16 protein-coding genes are annotated in these 24,039 nt (G+C 73.0%); 10 read left to right on the forward strand and 6 right to left on the reverse strand.

All coding sequences use genetic code 11. From position 1 onward, the window contains the following. Positions 1 to 36 precede the first annotated feature (36 nt). Entirely contained in the window at positions 37 to 5,208 is a 5,172-nt protein-coding gene (locus tag AB0E14_RS20950; RefSeq protein WP_362419904.1) for a CHAT domain-containing protein, read from the forward strand. A gap of 54 nt (positions 5,209 to 5,262) precedes the next feature. On the opposite strand, the gene AB0E14_RS20955 is transcribed toward AB0E14_RS20950, so the two are convergent. Both AB0E14_RS20955 and AB0E14_RS20960 read right to left on the reverse strand, forming a co-directional pair. Then, a complete protein-coding gene (locus AB0E14_RS20955; RefSeq protein WP_362419907.1) occupies positions 5,263 to 5,427 on the reverse strand; it encodes a hypothetical protein in 165 nt (54 codons plus the stop codon). Continuing rightward, the gene (locus tag AB0E14_RS20960) at positions 5,402 to 6,097 is read right to left on the reverse strand and encodes a DUF6338 family protein (protein WP_362419910.1); all 696 of its coding nucleotides are present in this window, start codon (positions 6,095 to 6,097) and stop codon (positions 5,402 to 5,404) included. Before AB0E14_RS20960 ends, AB0E14_RS20955 begins: the two co-directional genes overlap by 26 nt. 164 nt (positions 6,098 to 6,261) lie before the next feature. Between AB0E14_RS20960 and AB0E14_RS20965 the strand changes: the two genes are divergently transcribed. Beyond that, positions 6,262 to 9,555: a BTAD domain-containing putative transcriptional regulator gene (locus tag AB0E14_RS20965; RefSeq protein WP_362419913.1), complete on the forward strand. Its 3,294-nt coding sequence runs from the start codon at positions 6,262 to 6,264 to the stop codon at positions 9,553 to 9,555. Between the two features lie 50 nt (positions 9,556 to 9,605). On the opposite strand, the gene AB0E14_RS20970 is transcribed toward AB0E14_RS20965, so the two are convergent. Then, positions 9,606 to 10,436 (reverse strand): ABC transporter ATP-binding protein, encoded by an 831-nt coding sequence (locus AB0E14_RS20970; protein WP_362419916.1) that lies wholly within the window; start codon positions 10,434 to 10,436, stop codon positions 9,606 to 9,608. A 215-nt stretch (positions 10,437 to 10,651) separates the two neighbouring features. Here AB0E14_RS20970 and AB0E14_RS20975 point away from each other — a divergent pair, with 215 nt between their 5' ends. Further along, positions 10,652 to 12,490, forward strand: a complete 1,839-nt coding sequence (locus tag AB0E14_RS20975; protein WP_362419919.1) for an APC family permease — start codon at positions 10,652 to 10,654, stop codon at positions 12,488 to 12,490. A 257-nt stretch (positions 12,491 to 12,747) separates the two neighbouring features. Then, complete coding sequence (locus tag AB0E14_RS20980; protein ID WP_362419922.1) at positions 12,748 to 13,371, forward strand: DUF4118 domain-containing protein; 624 nt, start codon at positions 12,748 to 12,750, stop codon at positions 13,369 to 13,371. Positions 13,372 to 13,412: 41 nt separating this feature from the next. On the opposite strand, the gene AB0E14_RS20985 is transcribed toward AB0E14_RS20980, so the two are convergent. From AB0E14_RS20985 to kdpB (AB0E14_RS20995), 3 genes are all read right to left on the reverse strand, one after another. Next, positions 13,413 to 14,207, reverse strand: coding sequence for a GNAT family N-acetyltransferase (locus tag AB0E14_RS20985; protein ID WP_362419925.1), 795 nt, complete (start codon positions 14,205 to 14,207; stop codon positions 13,413 to 13,415). Positions 14,208 to 14,426: 219 nt separating this feature from the next. Then, positions 14,427 to 15,236, reverse strand: a complete 810-nt coding sequence (locus AB0E14_RS20990; protein ID WP_362419928.1) for an SDR family NAD(P)-dependent oxidoreductase — start codon at positions 15,234 to 15,236, stop codon at positions 14,427 to 14,429. Positions 15,237 to 15,521: 285 nt separating this feature from the next. Beyond that, a complete protein-coding gene (gene kdpB, locus AB0E14_RS20995) occupies positions 15,522 to 17,684 on the reverse strand; it encodes a potassium-transporting ATPase subunit KdpB (RefSeq protein WP_362419931.1) in 2,163 nt (720 codons plus the stop codon). A 768-nt stretch (positions 17,685 to 18,452) separates the two neighbouring features. Here kdpB (AB0E14_RS20995) and AB0E14_RS21000 point away from each other — a divergent pair. The 6 genes from AB0E14_RS21000 to AB0E14_RS21025 all read left to right on the forward strand — a co-directional run bounded on the left by AB0E14_RS21000 (position 18,453) and on the right by AB0E14_RS21025 (position 24,017). Then, on the forward strand, positions 18,453 to 18,581 hold the full coding sequence (locus AB0E14_RS21000; protein WP_362419934.1) for a hypothetical protein: 129 nt from the start codon (positions 18,453 to 18,455) through the stop codon (positions 18,579 to 18,581). Beyond that, complete coding sequence (kdpF, locus tag AB0E14_RS21005) at positions 18,578 to 18,667, forward strand: K(+)-transporting ATPase subunit F (protein WP_329853613.1); 90 nt, start codon at positions 18,578 to 18,580, stop codon at positions 18,665 to 18,667. Before AB0E14_RS21000 ends, kdpF begins: the two co-directional genes overlap by 4 nt. 8 nt (positions 18,668 to 18,675) lie before the next feature. Further along, entirely contained in the window at positions 18,676 to 20,340 is a 1,665-nt protein-coding gene (gene kdpA, locus AB0E14_RS21010; protein ID WP_362419938.1) for a potassium-transporting ATPase subunit KdpA, read from the forward strand. Beyond that, complete coding sequence (gene kdpB, locus AB0E14_RS21015; RefSeq protein WP_362419941.1) at positions 20,337 to 22,472, forward strand: potassium-transporting ATPase subunit KdpB; 2,136 nt, start codon at positions 20,337 to 20,339, stop codon at positions 22,470 to 22,472. The genes kdpA and kdpB (AB0E14_RS21015) overlap by 4 nt, the downstream gene beginning before the upstream one ends. A gap of 19 nt (positions 22,473 to 22,491) precedes the next feature. Beyond that, positions 22,492 to 23,226: a potassium-transporting ATPase subunit C gene (locus tag AB0E14_RS21020; RefSeq protein ID WP_362419944.1), complete on the forward strand. Its 735-nt coding sequence runs from the start codon at positions 22,492 to 22,494 to the stop codon at positions 23,224 to 23,226. Between the two features lie 101 nt (positions 23,227 to 23,327). Beyond that, positions 23,328 to 24,017, forward strand: coding sequence for a response regulator (locus AB0E14_RS21025; RefSeq protein ID WP_362419947.1), 690 nt, complete (start codon positions 23,328 to 23,330; stop codon positions 24,015 to 24,017). Positions 24,018 to 24,039: the final 22 nt, after the last annotated feature.

Raw genomic sequence — 24,039 nt, forward strand, 5'->3', positions numbered from 1 at the left:
CGGGGTCCGGCGGGCCGACGGGAGTGGCGCGGGACGATGACGACGGACGTCGAGGAGACGGCGCGGCGCATCCTGGACCACGTCCAGCGGGCGGAGCACGACGCCGAGGCGCTCGCCTGGTTCCTCACCGAGGAGGCCGCCGCGGACGCCGAGGCGGTCCGACGGGCGGGTCGGCTCCCGGACGGCCACGTCCTGCTGGCCGCCCTCAACGCGATCGGCTACTACGACTTCGGCCGCTTCCTCGCGGGCGGTGAGACGGACCTGGCGGCGCTCGGCTCGGCCGTCGTCTGCTTCTTCGACGTGTACCGCGCCTCGCCCGCGCACGTCCCGCCGCTGCTGACCCCGCTGCTCGCGCTCCTCGCGGGCGAACCGGCGGGGGCGGACGCCGACCCGGGCGGCGCCTACGAGGCGGGCGCCGGGGTCCTCCTGCTGTACACCGCCCACCGCAACCCCGTCCTGCTGCCGGCCGCGGCCGGTCTGCTGCGCCACGCCGTCGCGGGCTTCCCCGAGGGCAGCGCCGAACAGGGCACGTGCCTCTCCGACCTCGGACTTGTCCTGCTGTACGGATTCCGGGACGGCGGCGGTCCCGAACTCCTCGACGAGGCCATGCTCCTGAGCCGTGCCTCCGCGGCGGCCCCCTCCCCGGCACGGGCCGAACAGGCCCGCAGGCAGGGCAATCTGGGCCTGGTCCTGCGCCACGCGGCGGACGCGAGCTCCGATCCGGACACGACGCGCGAGAGCGTCGAGACCCTGCGCCGGACGCTGCGGGTGAGCCTGCCGGGAGACCCTTACCACGCCCTGCACCTCGGCCTCCTCGGCTCCGCGCTCCTGAGCGCGGCGCCGAGGCTCGACGAACCTGCCCTCCTCGTCGAGGCCCTCGACCTCCTGCGCCGGTCCGTCGCGGCCGAACCCCCGGGTCACCCGCCGCCCGCGGCCCATCTCGCCGATCTGGGGATGGCCGCGATCACGCTCTCCCTCGCTCCGGAGCGGGCCACCGGACCGCAGGACCGCGCCCGGCTCCACGACGAGGGCCTGGACGCCATCCGGCGCGCGGCCGCCACGTCCGGCAACCCCGTCGAGGCCTCCCTCCACCTCGCGAACCTGGCCTTCGCCCTCAACGCCCGCACGGTGAACACCAGGAACCCGGCCGCGCTCGACGACGCGCACCGCGCGGCCCGCGACGCGCTGGCCACCGCCCCGCAGGGTCACCCGGTCCGCGCCTACGCCGAGTACATCCTGTCCGAGGTCCTGCGCACCCGGTACGTCGAGACCGGGGACCTCGACGAGCTGGACTCCGCGCTCGGGCACGCCCGGAGCGCGCTGGCGGTCACCGCCCCGCACGACGCCCCGTTCGCGGTCCGGGCCGTGGACCTCGCCGACCTGCTGCGCCTACGGGCGAACGCCGCCGGTGACGCGCCCGACCTGCTCGCCGAGGCGCTCGCCCTGCTGCGCCGCGTCACCGCCGACACTCCGACGGATCCCCGCGGCCGCGCCCGCGCGCTGCTGATCCTCGCGAGGGTCCTGGACACCTCGGACGACGGCACGGGCGAGCGGGCCGCGACCCACGCCGCGGAGGCGGAGCGCACGTACCGGGAGTGCCTCGCGCTGACCGTCGGGAACGACGGAGTCGGCGCCGCCGCCCGCCACGCCTTCGGCCAGTTGCTCCTCCGACGCGCGAACCGGGCCACCGCGTACGGCGAACCCACGGGCCCGGCCGCCGACACGGCCGCAAGGACGGCCACGGGCCCGGCCGCCGACACGGCCACAAGCCCGGCCGCCGACACGCCCGCCGCCCGCGCCGAGGAGGCGCGCCGTGAGGGCCTCGCCCTGATCCACGAGGCGCTCGACCTGATGGGCGAGGACGACCCCCGTCGCTCGGAGTACCTCTCCGAACTGGGCTGCGTCCACCTGGAGCTCGCCGAGACGACCGGCAGCCCCGAAGCCTGCGCCGAGGCCGTGGCCGCGCTGCGCCGCGCCGTGGCGGCGGCCGGTTCCGGTCACGACCGGGCCGTGGCGGGCTCCAACCTCGGCGCCGCGCTGGTGTGGCTCGGCCTGCTCACCGCACAGGAGGCGCCGCTGGCCGAGGGGGTACGGGCGCACCGGGAGGCCGTCGCGGCGACCGGCGCGCGCGACCACTACCGCGCGCACCGCCTCGGCAACCTGGGCGACGCGCTCCAGCGCCTGGCCCAGCACCGCTCGGACGTCACCCTCGTCGAGGAGGCCGTCGAGGTGCTGCGCGAGGCCGTCCGCGACGCCGGCCCCGGCGCGCCGGGCGCGGCCGACAACTTCACCCGCCTCGGCAACGCCCTGCGCTCGATCACCCGCTTCACCGGCGACCCGGCGCCCCTCGAAGAGGCCCTCCACTGGCAGCGGCAGGCCGTCGCCGCCGCGGGTGCCCCCGCCCCGAGAACCGCGGGCACCCACGAGGCCTCCGTCAGCCGCGCGCGGGTCAACCTGGCCAACGTCCTCATCGAGCTGTACCAGCGCAGCCTGGACGAGTCCCAGCGCGAAGAGGCGCTGAGTCAGTACCGCGAGGCGCTCGCGCACACCCGCGAACCGGGCGAGCGTCATGTCGTCCTCACCAACTACGGCAACGCCCTCTTCTGGCTCGCGGGCGACACCGTCGACGACGTCCTCATGGACCGGGCGATCGGCGTCCTGCGCGAGGCGACCGCCGTCGTCCCCGCCTCGCACGCGGGGCGCTCGGGTGTGCTGATGAACCTGGGCCTCGCCCTCGTACGGCGTTCGCGCCTCACCGGCGACCGCACCTGGCTCGCCGAGGGCCTCACCGTCCTGCGCCGCGCCGTGGACGAGTCCGCGCCGTCCTCCTTCGACCGCTCCGTCCAACTCTCCAACCTCGCCCACGCGCTGAGCTTCCGGTTCGACGTCACGGGCGACCGCGCGGACGCGGACGAGGCCGCGGACCTGCTGCGCGAGGCGATCTCCCTGGAGCACGGCGAGCGCCACGGCAGGGATCTCGCCCGCATCAACCTCGGCGTCCTGCTGCACCGGATCGCGTTCTCCCCGGTCGAGGCGGAACCCGACCTCGTGCTGGAGGCGAGGCGCGTCCTGGAGGAGGCACTGGCGGGCCTGGACGAGCGCCATCCGCGCCGGCCGATGGCGCTGCTGAACCTGGCCGGGACCATCATGGCCACGGCGGAGCTGGCCGAGGACGCCGGCGACCCGACGCTCGGCCCCCTGCTCGACCGGGGGTTGAGCGCCGTGCGGGAGGCCCTCGGCCGGCTCTCCGACGGCCACCCCGACCACACCCAGGGCCTGTGGATCCTGGCCAGGACCCAGGTGGCCCGGGCCCGGTTCGCCGGGGTGCCGGACACGCGCACCGGAGTGGACGGCGGCGCGCGCACCGGAGCGGCCGGCGACACGCTTACCGGAGCGGCCGGCGGCGCGGGCACCGGCGTGGACGGCGGCACACGCACTGGAGCGGACGGCGGCGCGGATGCCCGGCGTGCCGCGTGGGCGGCGCCTCTCGGGGAGGCGATCCGGTGCGCCCGGCAGGCCGCCCACACCACGGTCGCCTCGGTCTCCAAGCGCCTCCTGGCCGCGCGTACCTGGGGTGATGCCGCAGCCGCCGCGGGCGAGGACGCCGAGGCGCTCGCAGGCTACGCGTACGCCGTCGGCCTGCTCGCCAGACTCGCCCCGCGCGGTCTCGCCCGCGCGGACCAGGAGGGCCGCCTCATCGTCGGGACCGGGCTCGCCTCCGACGCCGCCGCGTTCGCGCTGCGCGTGGGGGACCCGTCGGCCGCGCTCAGCCTCCTCGAACAGGGCCGTGGCATCCTGCTCGCCCAGGGCGTGGAGTCCCGCGGCGACCTCTCCCGGCTGCGCACGGCGGACCCCGCCCTGGCCGCCGAGTTCGAGCGGGTCCGCGACGCGCTGAGCACCGACCCGCACGGCGGCCTCAGGACCGTCCCCGCCGATCCCCGGCCGCCCGGCGCGCCGTTCGGCCCACCGGACGGTCCCGCGTACGGGCCGTCCTCCTCCGGGCCCGAAGCCGGGCTGCTCGCCGAGTCACGGCACGCCCTGGCCAGGGCCTGGGACGAACTCCTCGACCGGATCCGCCGACTGCCCGGCTTCGACGACTTCCTGGCCACTCCGACGGCGGCGGAGCTGCTGGGCGCGGCTGCCAAGGGACCGGTCGTGGTCGTCAACGTCAGCCGGCACGGCTCGGCCGCCCTCCTCGTCACCGCCGACGAGGGCGTCCAGGTCGTCCCGCTGCCCGCCCTCAGCCCGGAGGAGGCCCTCAGCAGGGCCACCGAGTTCGTCGGCGCCGTCGACCACGCGTACGGCGACCAGGGGGCCCGGCGGGCCGTCGCCGCCATGCGGACCCTCTCCGACACCCTGGAGTGGCTCTGGACCGCCGTGGCCGAACCGGTCCTCGACCGACTGGGCCCGCGCGCCGCCCCACGCGAGGACGGACCGTCGACCCGGCTGTGGTGGTGCCCCACCGGCTGGCTGTCGTTCCTGCCGCTGCACGCCGCGGGCCGCCCCGACCCGAGGCCGGGCGAGACGGTCATGGACCGGGTCGTCTCCTCGTACACCCCGACGCTGCGCGCCCTCGTCCGCGCCCGCAACGCACCCGCCGGCACCGCCGTGACGCTCCCCGCCCCGCTGATCGTCACCCTCGCCGACACCCCCGGCGCCCCGTCGCTGCCCGGCGTCGCCCAGGAGGCGCGGCTGCTCCGGAGGCTCTTCCCCGCGCACCGCGAACTCGCGGGCGGGGCGGCCACCGTCGCGGCCGTCCGCGACGCCCTGCCCGCGCACCCGTGGGTCCACTTCAGCTGCCACGGCGTGAACGACCCGCACACGCCCTCCGCGAGCGGACTGGTCCTCCACGACGGGCGGCTCACGGTCCGCGACGCGGCCGAGCAGCGCCCCCGCGAGGCCGTCCTCGCCGTCCTCTCGGCCTGCTCGACCTCCCAGGGCGGCTTCACCCTCCCCGACGAGTCCGTCCATCTGGCCTCTTCGTTCCAGCTGGCCGGGTACCCGCATGTGATCGGCACGCTGTGGCCGGTCGCCGACAAGGTGGCGACCCGGCTGACGGAGGAGTTGTACACGAGCCTGGTGGACGATCTCGCGCGAGGCCGGCCGATCGATCCGGCGACGGCGCTGCACCGCCCGGTCAGGGAGCTGCGCCGCCGCCTCGCCGGCGCCCCGCACTTGTGGGCCGCCCACATCCACACCGGCCCCTGACCCCGGGCGGCGCGGATCCGCCCGTGACGCCGTGCGGCACGGACGCGCCCGGGGTCACTCGGACGGCGTGTCCTCGCCCATCGCGGTGCCCGACGGCGCCTGGGGGACGTCGTCCGGTTCCGGTGCGTCGTCGGACGGCCGGTAGGTGCGGCGCTCCGAGAACTCCGCGAGCAGCTCCGCCAACTCCGCTTCGTCAGGCTCTCTGTGATGCTGTGTCATTCCCGGTCCCTTCCTCCGTGTGCGCCCGGGCCGCGGGGACGGCCGGTGCCGTCGGCGGCAGCAGCACTTCCAGTACGTCGATGTCGGCGGCGCGCAGATACACCCCGCCGGTGTCCGGAACCTTCCCGAGGAACCTGCCGTCGGGACCCATCCGGTACTGGGCCTGGAGGTAGACGTCCCCCGGTTGCGGATAGGCCGAGACCGCCGACCTCGAACCCAGCCAGCCGCCCACCCACAGACCGTTCTTGAGCCGGGCCCGGACGAAGCACGAGCCCCGGTCCCGGAAGAGCGCGTCCCAGGCGGTCGGCGTCGGCTCGTACAGGGCCCGCCTGCGCCGCCGGTCCAGGCGGGCCTCCGCCCACGCGATCCCGGCCGGCACCAGGACCACGAGGAGGAGCGCCGCGAGGCCCGCCTCCCGGGGGTGCGCGAGCACCCCCGCCACCGGTCCCCTGCCCTGCCCGCCGAGCAGCCGCACCAGCCACGGCCCCGCGACCACCGCGTAGACGGCGTCGAGCAGCGCCCCGGCCGCGATGGCCCGCACGATCCGGTTCTGCGGCTCCTGTTCCGCCGCGACCGCGCCGCGCAGATGCTCCCGTACGGCCTGGTAGAAGACTCCGGGCAGCACCAGGATCAGCAGAATGGTCAGCTGCTGCACCGTCCCCGGAACCATCGTCGCCTCGCTCCCGTTCCCGTCGCGCCTGGTGTCAACTCCCCTTCCCCCACCGTACGTCGGCGATCCACCGGGGGAGGCGGAGGGGGCGTGAGAGGTGTCCCACGGGAACTCATGATCGATAGGATGACGCGATTCACCGCGCCCAGGGGGAGGTTGCCGCTGTGAGGGTTCTACTGCTCGGCCCGGTCGGGGCCGTGGCCGACGACGTCTCGGCCGAAGCCGCGTCGACCGAGGCCACGTCGAGCGAGGCCGTGTCGACCCAGGACGTCTGGGCCGACGCGCGTCCGGCCGTCGACATCGGAGGCGTCCGGCTGCGCATGCTGCTGGCCAGGCTCGCGCTGGAGGGCGGACGGCCCGTTTCCGTCGACACGCTCGTGGACGGGCTGTGGGGAGCCGACTCCCCGGCCGAGGCGCTGAACGCCCTCCAGGCCCTGGCCTCCCGGCTCCGCAGGGCCCTGCGCGGTGTCGCCACCCTGGAGTCCGCGGCCGGCGGATACCGCCTGTCGGTACGGGACGCGGACGTGGACGCCCACCGCTTCGAGGAGCTGGCCGCGCGCGGCAGGCGCGAGCTGGTCGCCGGGCACGTGGACGAGGCCGCTTCCCTGCTCGGGACGGCGCTCGGCCTGTGGCGCGGCCCCGCGCTCGCCGACGTCCTGGAGGCCCCCTTCGCCCGCGCCGTCGCCGCACGCCTCGACGATCTGCGCGCCTCCGCCGCCGAGGACCGCTTCGACGCCGAACTCCGCCTCGGCCGGTACGCCGACGTCCTCGCCGACCTCGAAACGGCGGGCGCCGAACGCCCGTTGAGCGAGCGACTCGCCGGGCTGCGCATGAAGGCGCTCTCCGCGGCCGGACGCCAGTCCGACGCGCTCGCCGTGTACGAACAGCTGCGCGGCCGGCTCGGCGAAGAACTCGGTGTCGACCCGTCGGCCGAGCTCCAGGAGATCCACCTCGCCCTGCTCCGGGGCGAGTTGACCGCCCCGGCCCGTGCCGAGACGGCGGCGAGCCGGCTGCCGGCCCGGCTGACGAGCTTCGTCGGCCGCGAGCGGGAACTGGAGCGGGTCGCCGGCCTGCTGGCCTCCTCCCGGCTCGTCACCGTCGTCGGCTTCGGCGGCGCCGGGAAGACCCGGCTCTCCCTGGAAGCGGCGGCCCGGCACCGGGCCCACGACCGCGGCCGGGTCTGGTTCGCGCCGCTGGCGGGCATCGGCCCCGGTGACCAGCTGGCCGACGCGGTCCTCGGCGCGCTCAGCTCCAAGGACGGCCGGTTCTACGACGGCGCGCAGGCCCAGCGCCTCACCCCCGTCGACCGTCTGGCCGAACTCTTCGAGGGCGGCGAGGCCGTGCTCGTCCTGGACAACTGCGAGCACGTCGTCGAGGCCGCCGCCCAACTCGCCGAGGAACTCCTCGACCGGAATCCGCAGTTGAGGATCCTCGCCACCAGCAGGGAAGCCCTCGCCATCACCGGCGAGGCGCTCTGCCCGCTCGGCCCGCTGGACGTTCCGGAGGCCGCCGACCATGCCGGCTCCGCCGACCATGCCGCCTCCGCCGACGAGCTCGCCGCCTCCGCCGACGCGACCGCCGTCCGCCTCTTCGTGGACCGGGCCGTCAGTGTCCGCCCCGACTTCACCCTCGACACCACCACGGTGGGCCCCGTCGTGGAGATCTGCCGCCGCCTCGACGGCATGCCGCTCGCCCTCGAACTGGCCGCCGCCAAGCTGCGCTCGATGAACGTCGACCGGATCGCGCGCCGCCTCGACGACCGCTTCCGCCTCCTCACCTCGGGCAGCCGCACCGCCCTGCCGAGGCAGCGCACCCTCCTCGCGCTCGTCGAGTGGAGCTGGGACCTCCTCGACGAGCCCGAACGGATCCTGGCGCGCCGGCTTTCGGTCTTCCCGGGCGGTGCCACGGTCGCCGCCCTCGAGGGAGTCTGCGCCGACGACACCCTGCCCGCCGAGGACGTGGCGTACGTCCTCGACACCCTGGTCGAGAAGTCCCTGGTGACCTGCTCCGGCGAGGGCGACGCGGCCGAGCCCCGCTACCGGATGCTGGAGACCGTACGGGCCTTCGCCGCCGACCGGCTCGTCGGCGACGGGGACGACGTCGCCCTGCCGTTCGCCGACCACTTCCTGGCCCTGGCGGAGGAGCTCGAACCCCTCCTGCGCACCCGCGAACAGCTCCGCGCGATCGCGCTCTTCGACGCCGAGCACGACAACATGGTCGCCGCCCTGCGGTCGGTCCTCGACGCCAGGGACGCGCCGCGGGCCGCCCGGTTCGTGCGGGCGATGTTCTGGTACTGGGGGATCAGGGGCATGACCACCCAGTTCGAGACCTTCCTCGGCGAGGTCCTGGAACTCGGCGACGCGCTCCCCGAGGACACCCGCGCGGCCTTCGGACTCGTCCGCACCGCGGCGGGCCCGCACGACGCCGACGGAGCCGCCGCCGACGAGAAGGCCGACGTGGACCGGGCCGAGGTGCTCGGCTTCCACCCGGCGCTGCCGCTGCTGCGGATGTCCCAGCTCGCGGGCGACGCCGACCAGCGGGAGCGCGGGCTCCGGCAGTCCCTCGGCTCGCCGGACCCCTGGGTGCGGGCCGGCGCGTACTGGGCGCACGACTTCGTCCTCTCCGAGCAAGGGGATCTGGAGAGCGGAGCCGAGGCCCGGGCCGCGGCCCTGCGCGGCTTCGAGGAGGTCGGCGACCGCTGGGGCCTGGTGATGAGCCTGCTCCCGCTCGGCCGGGACCACTCGCTGCGCGGCGAGTACGGCCCCGCTCTCGCGGTCTTCGAACGAGCGGTGGCGATCAGCTCCGAACTGGGCACGGAGGAGCACCTCACCTGGACCAAGTTCCGGCTGTCCCAGGAACGGTCGCGCTCCGGGGACCACGAGGGCGCGGTCCGCGACATCCTCGCCGCCCAGCGGCAGGCCCGGGAACGCGGCCATCGGCGGGTGGAGGCCGGCCTCCTGCCCCAACTCGCCTACGCGTACCGCCGCGCCGGTGATCTCGACCGGGCCGAGGAGGCCCTGGACCGGCTGGAGGTCCTCGTGCACCGGCTCCCGTACCCCGAGGAGACCAGCCGGGACATCGTCGCCGCCGGGCGGATGGCGAACCTCATCGCCCGGGGAGCCGCCCCGGAGGCGCGCGCCCTGATGCCCAGGGCGGTACGCGGGTACAGCGCGCGCGGCGACAGCAACGGACTGACCTGGGTGGCGGAGGAACTCGCGCTGCTCCTCGCCCTGGAGGGCGACGCGAAGAGCGCGGCGACCACGCTGGGGATGACCCGCGCGATCCGCGGCGCGTTCGACCACGGCGACCCGGAGATGCGGACACTCGCCGCCGCACTGACCGAGGAGCTCGGCGAGACCGGCTACCGGGAGGCGTACGAGCGCGGGGCCACCATGCCGAGGCAGGAGGCCATGGCCGTGCTCGCCGACGTGCCGGGCCGCCGGGAGGAGCGCGCCTGACCGCCGGGCGGCCGCGCCTGACCGCCTGGCGGCCGCGCCGCGAGAGCCCTTCAGCGCGCCGGACGCCCGGTCATCGCGGCCAGCACGTCCTCCAGGTCGGGCTGCCGCAGGCCCACCTCCTCGGTGCCGATGCCCGCGCGTTCGAGCCGGCGGACGAGCGCGGCCAGCAGCATCGGATCGGTGGCCGGCACCGAGAGGAGGCCCGTGTGGTGGTCGTGCGTCGGCGCGGCGCCGGTCAGCTCGGTCAGGATGCGGTCCACCGCGGCCCCGTCCCCGGTGAGGCTCGGACGCACCCGCAGTGACGGGTCGCCGGTTCTCCTCTTCAGCTCCTCCGGCGTCCCGTCCGCGACGACCCGGCCGCCGTCAAGGACGGCGACCCGGTCGGCCAGGCCGTCCGCCTCTCCCGGTTGCTGGGTCGTGAACAGCACGGCGGTCCCCTCGGACGCCAGCCGCCGCAGGACCTCCCGCACCGTCCGCCGGGCCCGCTGGTCGAGCCCCGTGTCCGGCTCGTCCAGGAGCAGCACAGGGGAGTTGCCGAGCAACCGCGCCACCCCTTCCTCCCCGTCGGGACCGCTCCAGGTCGGGTCGCCCCGGACGCCGTCGACACGCGCCGCCCCGCCGCCCCACGGCCACCCCGTGGCCGTGACCAGCTCGCGGACCCGCGCCCCCTCCCGTACGACGTCGTGGCCGCAGACCGCCGCGCTTCCGGCGTCCGGCAGGTCGAGGCCGGCCAGGACGCGGAGGACCGTCGTCTTGCCCGCGCCGTGCGGCCCGAGCAGTGCCACCGTCTCGCCGGGCCGCACCGCCAGGTCGACCCCGTCCAGCGCGAGCGTGTCCCCGTACCTCTTGACCAGGCCCTCGGCCCGGACGGCGTACGACATCGTCCCTCCCTCCTCCGGCCCGGGACGTTCCCGACGGGCCGGGGCCGACGATGCCCGGCGGCGCTGACAGACCGCTGACCGCACGTTGACGAGCGGCGGTGTCAAGAGCGCGTACGGACAGGCCGAGCGCGCGTCAAGAGGGCGCAAGGGTGGCTCGAACACGGCGGCTCGCGGGTCGAACCTGAGCGGACCTGCCACGAAAGGGAACAAGCGAGATGGCCGTCCTGATCACCGAGAACGGTGCCGCCCCCAGCGCCGAGGAACCCCCCGATACCGGCGCCCGCCACCGGCTCACCGCTGTCACCGGGCTCGCCGCGCTCTCGCTCGACGCGATGGCGTCGGTGGCCTACGGACCCGAGGCGATCGTCCTGGTCCTCGCGGCGGCCGGCGCGCACGGCCTCGGCCTCACCCTCCCGGTCACGCTCGCCATCGCGGGCCTGCTGGCCGTACTCGTCGCCTCCTACCGCCAGGTCATCCGGGCCTTCCCGGACGGTGGCGGTTCCTACGCGGTGGCCAAGACCCACCTCGGCCGGCGCACCAGCCTCGTCGCCGCCGGCTCGCTCGTCCTGGACTACGTCCTCAACGTGGCCGTCGCCGTCACCGCCGGAGTCGCGGCCCTCACCTCGGCCTTCCCCGAGCTCTACGGCGAACGGCTGTGGATCTGCCTGGTCGTCCTCGTCCTGATCACCGCGGTCAACCTGCGCGGCATCGTCGACTCGGCCCGCGCCTTCATCGTGCCGACCGCCGTCTTCATCGGCGCGATCCTCGTCCTGATCGTCGTCGGCCTCTTCCGTGACGCGCCGGTCTCCACGGCCGCCTCCGCCGGTCACGCCTCCGTCCTCGCCGACAACGCCACCACCGTCGGCGCGCTGCTCCTGCTGAAGGCCTTCGCCTCCGGATGCTCCGCGCTCACGGGTGTCGAGGCGATCGCCAACGCCGTGCCGTCCTTCCGCGCCCCCGGAGCCAAGCGGGCGATGCGCGCGGAGGTCGCCCTCGGCGCGCTCCTCGGCGTGATGCTGATCGGACTCTCGGTCCTGATCTCCCGCTTCGGCCTGCAGCCGGTCGAGGGCGTCACCGTCCTCGCGCAGCTCGCCGACGCGTCCCTCGGCCACAACTGGGGCTTCTACGTCATCCAGTTCGCCACCATGGTGCTGCTCGCGCTCTCCGCGAACACCTCCTTCGGCGGTCTGCCGGTCCTGCTGAAGCTGCTGGCCCGTGACAACTACCTGCCACACGTCTTCGGCCTGAAGGCGGACCGCCAGGTCCACCGCCACGGCGTCGTCTGGCTCTCGGTCGTCTCCGCCGCCCTGCTGGTCTTCTCCGGCGGCGACACCAACACCCTCGTCCCGCTCTTCGCGATCGGCGTCTTCGTCGGCTTCACGATCGCCCAGACCGGCATGGTGCTGCACTGGAGCCGCGAGCGCGGTACCGGCTGGGCGGGCAAGGCCTTCCTGAACGGCCTCGGCGCCCTGCTCACCGGCGTCTCCGCCGTCGTCGTGACGGCCACCAAGTTCCACGACGGCGCCTGGCTGATCGTGATCGCGCTGCCCCTCCTGGTCCTCGTCTTCGAGACCGTCCACCGCGCCTACGGCACGATCGGCGAGCGGCTCGGCGTCGGCCGGATCCCCGAGCCGCCGCACCGCCAGCGGTCGCTGGTCCTCGTCCCGGTCTCCTCCCTGACCCGGGTCACCAGCGAGGCCCTCACCGCGGCCGTCTCCCTCGGCGACGAGGTCCGCGCCGTGACCGTCTGCCACCCGGAGGCCGAGGACCGCGCCGCGACCGAGGCCCTGGAGCGCGACTGGGCGCTGTGGAACCCGGGCGTCGAGCTGGTCAGGCTGCCCTCCGAGCGCCGCTCGCTCGGCCGCCCCATCACCGCGTACGTCCGCGAGCTCGCGCTGACCGCACCGGACACCCGCGTCACCGTGCTCATCCCGGAGGCCGAGCCCGCGCACCTGTGGCAGCGGCTGCTCCAGAACCAGCGGGGCGCGGTCGTCGCCCACGCCGTCCGGCGCGACACCGACGCGGTGATCTGCCGGCTGCGGTTCCGCTGCTGAGCCCGGTGGCTCCGCCGTTCCGGGCGGATCCACCGTAAGAAGTCCGTCAAGGAGCCCTCCGCCCGGTGCCGCCCACGCGGCACCGGGCGGAGCCTTGACGTGTACGGACGCGCGCGTACGGAGGTGCACGATGCCCGTTCCGCTCCGGGACACCGCGGCCCTGGCCGCAGGAGTCCTCGCCCCCTTCGCCGCGGCCCTCGTCCTGGTGCCGCTGCGGGACGACGTCACGCACCAATCTGGCGCTGCTGCTCGTCGTCGTGGTCGTCGCCGTGGCGGCGCTCGGGAACCGGCTCGCCGGCGCGCTCTGCGCCCTGTCGGCCGCCGCCTGGTTCGACTTCTTCCTCACCGAGCCGTACCAGAGCTTCCACATCGAGAACCGGGCCGACATCGAGACCTCGGTCCTGCTCCTGGTCGTCGGCCTCGCCGTCTCGCAACTCGCGGCGCGGGCCAGGACCTTGAAGAGGGTCGCCGTCACGGACGCCACCCACCTGGAGCGGCTGCACGGCACGACCCGCCTCGCCCGGTCCGCCGGTTCCTCCGACGAGATGGTCCGCCGGGTGCGCGCGGAGCTGACCGACGTACTCGACCTCAGCGCCTGCCGTTTCGAGCACGGCTCCCTCATCGGGCGTCCGCCGCGGCTCGACCCGGACGGGTCGGTGAAGGTGTCCGGCTGGATCTGGGACCTGGACCGGCAGGGCTGGCCGGCCGGCGAGATCGAACTGCGGGCCGTCGCCCACGGCCGCTACCTGGGCCGCTTCCTGATGACGCCGGTGCCCGGCTCCGTACCGCCACCGCTCGAGTCCCGCCTCGTCGCCCTCGACCTCGCGGCCCAGGCGGCAGCCGCGCTGGACGAGGACGGCAGGACCGCCGCGCGGGTGTGACGGCCCGTGTGACGCCCGGACGGTACGGCGCTGCGACGGCCTCAGGCGGCCGCGGCGATCCCCGGCTGGTCGGAGACCCCTGCCGGGGAGGCGACCCCGGTGGCGTGGTGGACGTACTCGTGGTCGAGGCGGAATCCGGCGGTCCAGGCCAGCAGCCGGCTGGGCCGGTTGTCGCGGGAGCAGCACCAGCTCGCGGTGTGGCCGCGCTCGGCCACATCGGTGACCAGCCGGGTGACGCAGGCGAGCGCGAGCCCCTTGCGGCGCGCCTCGGGCACTGTCGCGCAGGCCAGGTCCTCGTAGCGGCTGCCCAGGAAGCGGGTGCACGCCATGGTGACGACGCGGCCCTTGTGGAACGCGGCCCAGGCGTGACCGGAGGAGGCGAGACCCACCGGGCCGTCCCAGGTGTCGTGGATCCAGGCCATGGAGGGGTCGAGCGCGGCGAGTGCCGGGGCGTCCTCTGCGGAGAGCCGGCGCACCCGCGCACCGCGCGGCACGGACGGGGCGGCGACCGGCACGCGGTGGAGGTAGAGCATCCGCTCCCAGGGCGTGACCCGGTCGAACGCGCCGCCGAGCAGCGGCAGGAAGCGGTCGGTGGCTTCGACGTAGTGGTCGGCGAGCGGAGCGAGGTCGGCCGGGGTCAGGGCCGCCGGGTCGCCCGCCAGGAGCGTGTGGTCCCCGCAGGAGACGGCGACCGCCCGGGGCCGCTCGGCGCGGTCGGTCCACCAGCGTCCGTGGCCGGTGGTGAGGACGTGCTCCGGGAGAGCGGCCGTGCCGGGGCCACCGGTCGGGAACGCCCGGGCGGGGGCGGGGGGCTGGTGGGACGGGTACGGGAACACGGAGACCTCCTTCGGGGACGGGACCTTGGGACGGCACGGGGGCGGCCCGTGCAAGGGACGGGCCGCCCCCTGGCGCTTCAGCGCTGGCCGGCCCTGGAGCCGTGGTTCGCCTTCTTCTTGCGGCGTGCCTTCTTCTTGCGGGCGCGCTTGGACATGGACGGTGTTCCTTTCGGTGGTGCTGCTTCTGGTGCTGCTGGTGGTGAGCTGGTCGTGGAGGCGTCAGGCGGGCTGGCCGACGAGCAGGTCGGCGAGCTTGTTGAGGCGCTTGACCGTGCGCTCCTCGGACGCGGCCGGGGCCGGGTCGACGCGGTGTTCGCGGTCGTAGTAGGCGCCGTTGACGATCTCGACGGCCGGGTCGCAGAGCCGCGCGACGTGCTCGGCGCCCTCGGCCGGGGACACGCCCTCGTGGGCGTAGAGCGGCAGCAGGCTGGTGGTGCAGATGCCCGGGTGGACGGAGACGGCGGTGACGCGCGCGTCGGCGGCGAAGACCGTCAGCGCCAGCTGCGACTGCGCGTACGCGGCCAGGCGGGAGTAACGGCGGGTGCGGTTGGGGTCGTTCCACTGGATCGAGCCCGTGCGGTGCAGCGAGGAGGAGACGTTCACGACCCGGCCGCCCGGGTCGGTGGTCAGGGCCGGCTCGAGCAGGTGCGTGAGGAGGTAGTGGGCCAGGAAGTTGACCTGGAACGCGATCTCGTTGCCGTCGGCGGTCACGGTGTGCCGCTCGGGGGCCGCCATACCGGCGTTGTTGACCAGGACGTCGAGGTGCGGGTGCTCGGCCAGCACCCGGGTGGCGACCTGTTCCACCTCCTCCAGCCGCGTGAAGTCCGCGGCGAACGCGCACAGTCGGGACCCGTCGACGTCGGCCAGCGTGACGAGCCGGTCGGTGGCGGCGTGGGCCTCCTCGGCCGTGCGGCCGTGGACGAGCACGGTCGCGCCGCGCTCGGCGAGCAGCCGCGCGGTCTGGTAGCCGATGCCGGACGTGGCACCGGTCACCAGAACGGTGCGTGAGGAAAGGTCGGAAACGGACATGACTGGTCAGTCCCTCAAGGGTGAAGAGTGCGTACGGGTACGAAGAAGGGGCGCCGGACCGTGAAGTCACGACGCCCCGAAGGCAGAGTCGGAGAGGTCAGCGGAAGGCTGCGGTCTCCGGACAGCACTCGGCTGCGGTCTGCGGACAGCGGGGCTCACGACGGGACGCCCGATGAGGCGGCCGGTCGAGCAGGAGCCATGCGCTGTTCATGGTGTCCATCGAACCCGCGCCGGCGGGCCGGGGCAAGCACGACCCCGTTTCCCTGACGCCCCCCTGACGGAGATTCACCCCAGGCCGGGGATGGTGGAGACCAGGAGATCGATGACCTTGATGCCCAGGAAGGGCAGGACGAGGCCGCCGAGGCCGTACACGGTGAGGTTGCGCTTCAGCAGGTCGTGGGCGGAGGAGGGGCGGTAGCGGACGCCCCGCAGGGCGAGCGGGATCAGCGCCACGATGATGAGGGCGTTGAAGATGATGGCCGAGGTGATCGCCGAAGTGGGGCTGTGTAGCCCCATGATGTTCAACGCCTCCACACCCGGATGGGCGCCGGCGAACATCGCGGGGATGATCGCGAAGTACTTCGCGACGTCGTTCGTGATCGAGAAGGTCGTCAACGCGCCTCGGGTGATGAGGAGTTGCTTGCCGATCTCGACGATCTCGATGAGCTTGGTCGGGTTGGAGTCCAGGTCCACCATGTTCCCGGCCTCCTTGGCGGACGAGGTACCGGTGTTCATGGCCACGCCGACATCGGCCTGCGCGAGCGCCGGGGCGTCGTTCGTGCCGTCGCCGGTCATCGCGACCAGCTTGCCGCCCTCCTGCTCCTTCCTGATCAGGGCCAGCTTGTCCTCCGGGGTCGCCTCCGCGAGGAAGTCGTCGACACCCGCCTCGTGGGCGATGGCGCGCGCGGTGAGCGGGTTGTCGCCGGTGATCATGATCGTACGGATGCCCATCCGCCGCAGCTCGGCGAACCGCTCCCTGATCCCGTCCTTCACGACGTCCTTGAGGTGGACGATCCCGAGGACCCGCGGGCCGTCCCAGTCGTGCACGGCCACCAGGAGGGGCGTGCCGCCCGCGTCCGCGATGGCGTCGCTCCAGGTGCGCGCCTCCGCCGGCACCACGCCGCCGTACATCTCCACCCAGGCGATCACCTGCGCGGCGGCGCCCTTGCGGATGTGGCACGCGGCGCCGTTGTCCCAGCGCAGGTCGATCCCGCTCATCCGGGTCTGCGCGCTGAACGCCACGAAGCGGGCGTCAGCGAGCTCCCCCTCGGCCGGTGCGCGCAGCCCGTACCGCTTCTTGGCGAGGACCACCACCGACCGCCCCTCCGGAGTCTCGTCGGCGAGCGAGGACAACTGGGCGGCGTCCGCGAGCTTGGCCTCCTCGACCCCGGGCAGCGGCACGAAGTCGGCCGCCTCCCGGTTGCCCAGCGTGATCGTCCCCGTCTTGTCGAGCAGCAGCGTGTTGACGTCTCCCGCGGCCTCGACCGCGCGGCCCGACATCGCGAGGACGTTGCGCTGCACGAGACGGTCCATGCCGGCGATGCCGATCGCGGAGAGCAGGGCGCCGATCGTGGTCGGGATCAGGGTCACCAGGAGGGCCACCAGGACGGTCGTGGACGGAGCGGCGTCGGCGTACCCGGCCATCGGCCGCAGGGCCACCACGACCAGGATGAAGACCATGGTCAGCGCGGCCAGCAGGATGTTGAGCGCGATCTCGTTCGGGGTCTTCTGCCGCGAGGCGCCCTCGACCAGGGCGATCATCCGGTCCATGAAGGAGTGGCCGGGGCGGGAGGTGACCCGGACGACGATCCGATCCGAGAGCACCGTCGTGCCGCCCGTCACGCCCGACCGGTCGCCGCCCGACTCCCGGATCACCGGGGCGGACTCGCCGGTGACGGCCGACTCGTCGACGGCGGCGACCCCGTCGACCACATCACCGTCGGCCGGGATCATCTCGCCCGCCTCGACGAGGACGAAGTCGAAGAGCTTGAGGTCGCTCGCGGCGACGGCGTCCGTCTCCGCCCGGTCGAGATCCGTCCCGTACCGCCAGTGCCGCAGGCGCAGCGCCACTGTGTCCGTGCGCGCCTTGCGGAGCGACTCGGCCTGCGCCTTCCCCCGTCCCTCCGCCACCGCCTCCGCGAGGTTGGCGAAGATCACGGTCAGCCAGAGCCAGGCACTGACGACCCAGGTGAACACCGAGGGGTCGAAGAGCGCGGAGAGCGTGGTGAGCACCGATCCGGCGCCGACCACGAAGAGCACCGGGTTGCGCACCAGGGCTCGGGGGTGCAGCTTGCGCACCGCCTCCGGGAAGCACTTCAGGAGTTGGACCGGGTCGAGCAGCCCGCCCCGCGCCGAGCGCCGCCGGCCCGGCCGGGGGGTCGGGTTGCGAGGCGGGGCGGAGGGAGCGGACGGTGCCGAGGGCGCGTGCGGGGACGCGGCGGGATGCATCGCGGAGGACCTTCTGAATGGGCCCCGGCGGCCCGCGCGGCGGACGCCCGGGGGCGAGACGGCAGGGAGCGCCGTCGCCCACGGCCTGGGGTGCGCGGGGTGACCCGGGCCCCATGGTCACGGCCGCGGACGTGCGGCGTCGGTCGCTCCGTGAGGGCACGGCCACCGGATGGGGTCGGGTGGCGCGTGCCCTCACGAGCCGGGGACGCTCAGGCCACTGACGTCCCGGGTCGGTGAGCGACCGAGAGGGGAATCTAGCCGCCCGGCAACGCTGCGTACGCGCTCGGGCACCGGAATTGACGGTGCCCTGACGGCGTGCGCGGACCTGCGACAAGGGCGCGTCAAAGCGGGCCGACGGGCCGTCAGGAGCCCGTCAACGAAGGCTGTTCCGCGCCAGGGGCGGACGCAGACTCGTCGGCACGGGGGATCGGACGGCTGTCCGATCAGGTGAGGTGGGAGGGATGCGCGGCTACCGCGACAGGCACCGCGCAAGGTCCGGACGCGACGGCCCGGACCGCCACCGCACCGCAAGGGGACAGCCGGACGACCGGCGGGCCGTCCAGGTCCGCGGCCACGAGGGGGCCGCGGCCCGGACGGCCCCACCGTCGTACCCGGAGACCCCGACGCCCCGCCCGCGCGGCTCATCGCGGGGACCCGCTTCGGCTGATCTCCCTGCTCAGGGCCCGGCCACGTAGAAGACGCGTAAAGAGCGCTGCGCCCGTCGTCAGGGACGCGTTAACGGCGGCCTTCACGTGGCCGAAAGGCGCTTTGCTCATCCAGTCCGAGAATCCGTTCTTCACTCAGGAGCTCACGATGGCCGACGTGGCCTTCGTCGTCACCACGATCGCGATCTTCGCGCTGGTGGCCTTCATCGCCAAGGGGGTGGCCAAGCTGTGACTGCCGAGAACATCGTCGGTCTGATCGTGGCCGTCGCCCTGCTGGTCTATCTCGTTCTCGCCCTCGTCAAGCCGGAGAGGTTCTGAGTACGGATATGAGCCCCGTCCTTGCTGGTGTCCTCCAGCTCCTCGCGCTGATCGCCGCTCTCGGCCTGTCCTACAAGCCGCTCGGTGACTACATGGCCCGGGTCTACTCCTCCGACAAGCACCTGCGGGTCGAGAAGTGGATCTACAAGGGCATCGGTGCCAATCCGAACACGGAGATGCGCTGGCCCGCGTACCTGCGCGGCGTCCTCGCCTTCTCCGCGGTGAGCGTCCTCTTCCTCTACCTGCTCCAGCGGGTGCAGGGTTCGCTCCCCGGCTCGCTCGGCTTCGCGTCGATCGACCCGGACCAGGCGTTCAACACCGCCGCGTCCTTCGTCGCCAACACCAACTGGCAGTCGTACTACGGCGAGCAGGCCATGGGCCACGTCGTGCAGACCGGCGGCCTCGCGGTGCAGAACTTCGTCTCGGCCGCGGTCGGCATCTCTGTCGCCGTCGCCCTCGTGCGCGGCTTCGCGCGGTCCCGTACTGGTGAGCTCGGCAACTTCTGGGCCGACCTGGTGCGCGGCACCATCCGCATCCTGCTCCCGATCTCCGTCGTGGGCGCGCTCATCCTGGTCGCCTGCGGCGCGATCCAGAACTTCTCCGGCATCCACGAGGTCGGCCAGTTCACCGGCGGCACGCAGCAGTGGAACGGCGGCGCCGTCGCCTCCCAGGAGGTCATCAAGGAGCTGGGCACCAACGGTGGCGGTTACTTCAACGCCAACTCGGCCCACCCCTTCGAGAACCCGAACCCGCTCTCGAACCTCTTCGAGATCTTCCTGATCCTGGTCATCCCCTTCGCACTGACCCGCACCTTCGGCCGCATGGTCGGCTCGCTCAAGCAGGGCTACGCGATCCTGGCGACGATGGCCACCATCTGGCTCGGCTTCACCGCGCTCATGATGTGGACCGAGTTCCACCACGGTGCTCCGGTGTACGACATCGCCGGCGGCGCGATGGAGGGCAAGGAGACCCGGTTCGGCATCGGCGGCTCGTCGATCTTCGCCGTGGCCACGACCCTCACCTCCACGGGTGCGGTCAACTCCTTCCACTCCTCGTTCACCGGCTTCGGCGGCGGCATCACCATGCTGGGCATGCAGCTCGGCGAGATCGCCCCCGGTGGGGTCGGCTCCGGCCTCTACGGCATGCTGATCATGGCGATCATCGCCGTGTTCATCGCCGGTCTGATGGTCGGCCGCACGCCCGAGTACCTGGGCAAGAAGATCGGCACCCGCGAGATCAAGTACGCGGCCTGCTACATCCTCGTCACCCCGGCGCTGGTGCTCTGCTTCACCGCCGCGGCGATGGCCCTGGACACCCCGGCCGACTCGATGACGAACAGTGGCGCGCACGGGTTCTCCGAGATCCTCTACGCGTACACCTCCGGCGCCAACAACAACGGCTCCGCCTTCGCGGGTCTGAACGCCGACACCCAGTGGTTCAACTCGACGATCGGCATCGCGATGCTGCTCGGCCGCTTCCTGCCGATGGTGTTCGTGCTGGCCCTGGCCGGCTCGCTCGCCGAGCAGAAGCCCGTCCCCGCGACCGCCGGCACCCTGCGGACCGAGAAGCCGCTGTTCACCGGTCTTCTCGTCGGCACGATCATGATCATCACCGGTCTGACCTACTTCCCGGCCCTCGCCCTTGGCCCGCTCGCGGAGGGGCTCGCGGCATGAACATCGATGTGAAGAAGCAAGAGGACGCCATGTCCACCGCCACCCCGACGAAGGCGCCGCACGGCGACCTGTCCGCCGGACACAAGCCGGCCGGACGCGTCGGCGGGGGTCTCTTCGACCCCAAGCAGCTGATCAAGTCCTTCCCGGACGCGGTCAAGAAGCTCGACCCGCGCGTGATGATCAAGTCGCCCGTGATGTTCGTGGTCCTGATCGGCTCGGTGGTCACCACCGTGCTGGCCTTCAAGGACCCGGGCGACTGGTTCGGCTGGGCGATCGCAGCCTGGCTCTGGCTCACGACCGTCTTCGCCAACCTGGCGGAGGCGGTGGCCGAGGGCCGCGGCAAGGCCCAGGCCGACACGCTCCGCAAGGCGAAGACCGACACGGTCGCCCGCCGCCTCATCGGCAAGAACGAGGAGCGCGTCCCCGGCACCGAGCTCAAGATCGGTGACCTGGTGGTCTGCGAGGCCGGCGACATCATCCCCGGCGACGGAGACGTCGTCGAGGGTGTCGCGAGCGTCGACGAGTCCGCCATCACCGGCGAGTCGGCCCCGGTCATCCGCGAGTCCGGCGGCGACCGCTCGGCCGTCACCGGCGGTACGAAGGTGCTGTCCGACCGCATCGTCATCAAGATCACGACCAAGCCGGGCGAGACCTTCATCGACCGGATGATCAACCTGGTCGAGGGCGCGGCGCGCCAGAAGACCCCCAACGAGATCGCCCTCAACATCCTGCTGGCGTCCCTCACCATCGTCTTCCTGCTCGCCGTGGTCACCCTGAAGCCGTTCGCGATCTACGCGGGCGCCGACGACCAGACCTCGATGATCGTCCTCACCGCGCTCCTGGTCTGCCTCATCCCGACCACGATCGGCGCCCTGCTCTCGGCCATCGGCATCGCCGGCATGGACCGTCTCGTGCAGCGCAACGTCCTCGCCATGTCGGGCCGCGCGGTCGAGGCCGCCGGTGACGTCTCCACGCTGCTCCTGGACAAGACCGGCACCATCACGCTGGGCAACCGCCAGGCCGCCGAGTTCGTCCCGGTCAAGGGCACCACCGAGGCCGAGGTCGCGGACGCCGCGCAGCTCTCCTCGCTGGCCGACGAGACCCCCGAAGGCCGCTCCATCGTGGTCCTCGCCAAGGAGAAGTACGGCCTGCGCGAGCGGCACCAGGGCGAGCTGGACGGCGCCGAGTGGATCGCCTTCACCGCCCAGACTCGTATGTCGGGCGTGGACGTCGACGGCCGCAAGATCCGCAAGGGCGCGACCGGTTCGGTCCTGGCCTGGGTGAAGGAGCGGGGCGGTACCGTCGCCGACGACGCCCAGCAGCTCAACGACACGATCTCCCAGGCCGGCGGCACCCCGCTGCTGGTCGCCGTGGATGACGCCAAGGGCGCCCGCGTCCTCGGTGTCATCCACCTCAAGGACGTCGTCAAGGAGGGCATGCGGGAGCGGTTCGACGAGCTGCGCCGCATGGGCATCAAGACGGTCATGATCACGGGTGACAACCCGCTGACCGCCAAGGCCATCGCCGAGGAGGCGGGTGTCGACGACTTCCTCGCCGAGGCCACCCCCGAGGACAAGATGGCGCTGATCAAGCGCGAGCAGGCCGGTGGCAAGCTCGTCGCGATGACGGGCGACGGCACGAACGACGCCCCGGCGCTCGCGCAGGCCGATGTCGGCGTGGCCATGAACACCGGTACCTCGGCCGCCAAGGAGGCCGGGAACATGGTGGACCTGGACTCCAACCCGACCAAGCTCATCGAGATCGTCGAGATCGGCAAGCAACTCCTCATCACCCGGGGCGCGCTCACCACCTTCTCGATCGCCAACGACGTGGCCAAGTACTTCGCGATCATCCCCGCGATGTTCGCCGTGGCCTACCCGTCGCTCGACAAGCTGAACATCATGGATCTGCACTCGCCGCAGTCCGCGATCCTCTCCGCCGTCATCTTCAACGCGCTGATCATCATCGCGCTGGTCCCGCTCGCCCTGAAGGGCGTGCAGTACCGGCCGACGAGCGCGGACAGGATGCTCCGCCGGAACCTCGGGATCTACGGCCTCGGCGGCCTGGTCGCCCCGTTCATCGGCATCAAGATCATCGACCTCCTCATCTCCCTCATCCCCGGGCTGCGTTGAATCGGAAAGCGTGCTGATCATGAACAACTCCGTAGGAAACGCAGGGCGGCTGCTCTGGGCCGGTCTCCGCGCCCTGCTCGTCCTGACCGTGGTGACGGGTGTCCTCTACCCGCTGGTCGTCACGGGCCTGGCTCAGGTGGCGTTCCACGACAAGGCCAACGGCTCCGAGATCGAGAGCGGGGGCAAGGTCGTCGGTTCGGAACTCATCGGCCAGAGCTACAACCTGCCGCTCAAGGACGGCGAGGAGACGTCGGGGCCGGACCTGAAGTGGTTCCAGCCGCGCCCCTCCAACGGTCTGGGCACCAACAGCGTCAACACGCAGTACTCGCTGATCCTGTCGGGTGCGACCAACCGGTCGGGTGAGGACGGCGCCGAGCACGACCCCAAGACCGGCAAGGCGTACTGCAAGCCGATCGAGGAGTACAGGACCGAGGACGACCAGGCCTCGCTCTGCTACCAGGTGCTCGCTGCCAAGGAAGCCGTCGTCAAGGACAACACGGCTGCCGGCTTCACGCCCAAGGACGTCCCGGCCGACGCCGTCACCTCCTCCGGCTCCGGCCTGGACCCGCACATCTCCCCGGAGTACGCGGAGCTGCAGGTCCACCGGGTCGCCGAGAAGAACGGTCTCGACGTCGAGCAGGTCGAGAAGCTCGTCGCCGACCACACCGACGGCCGGATCCTCGGCTTCATCGGTGAGCCCCGCGTCAACGTCCTGGAGCTCAACATCGCGCTCAAGGAACTGACCAAGGGCTGATGGCCTTATCGCAGCAGCGTGGGAGTCGGCGGGTCCCCGGGACGATCCCGGACCCGCCGACTCCCGTCGCACGTGGACGACAAGAGGAAGGCAGCACGCCGATGACCCGGGTGCTTGTCGTGGAGGACGACGCGCAGCTCGCACGAGCCTTGGTGATCAACCTCCAGGCCCGTCACTACCTGGTGGACGCGGCACCCGACGGTGCCACCGCGCTCCGCCTCGTGGCCGCAGGACAGCCGGACATGATCCTGCTCGACCTCGGACTGCCCGACATGGACGGCGTCGACGTCATCAGAGCCCTCCGCGGCTGGAGCCGGGCGCCGGTCCTGGTCCTCTCCGCCCGCAGCGGCTCGGAGGACAAGATCCGCGCGCTCGACGCGGGCGCCGACGACTACATGACCAAGCCGTTCAGCATGGACGAACTCCTCGCCCGGCTGAGGGCCGCCACCCGCCGCACGGAGGAGTCCCCGGACCGGCCGCCGCACACCACCCACCAGGTCGTCACCGACGAGTTCACCGTCGACCTGGTGGCGAAGAAGGTCCGGCGCGGCGACCGCGACGTACGGCTCACCCCGACCGAATGGCACCTGCTGGAAATACTGATCGGCAACCCCGGGGTGCTCGTCAGCCAGCGCCGGCTGCTCCAGGAGGTCTGGGGACCCAGCTACGGGGGAAAGACCAACTACCTCCGGGTCTACATGGCGCAGCTGCGGCGCAAGTTGGAACGCGACCCCTCGCACCCCCGCTATCTGATCACCGAACCCGGCATGGGCTACCGCTTCGAGGCGTGACCCGGTCCGTCCTCCATCGAAG

The sequence above is a fragment of the Streptomyces sp. NPDC047981 genome (genome assembly GCF_040653315.1).
In the GTDB taxonomy this organism is placed as follows: domain Bacteria; phylum Actinomycetota; class Actinomycetes; order Streptomycetales; family Streptomycetaceae; genus Streptomyces.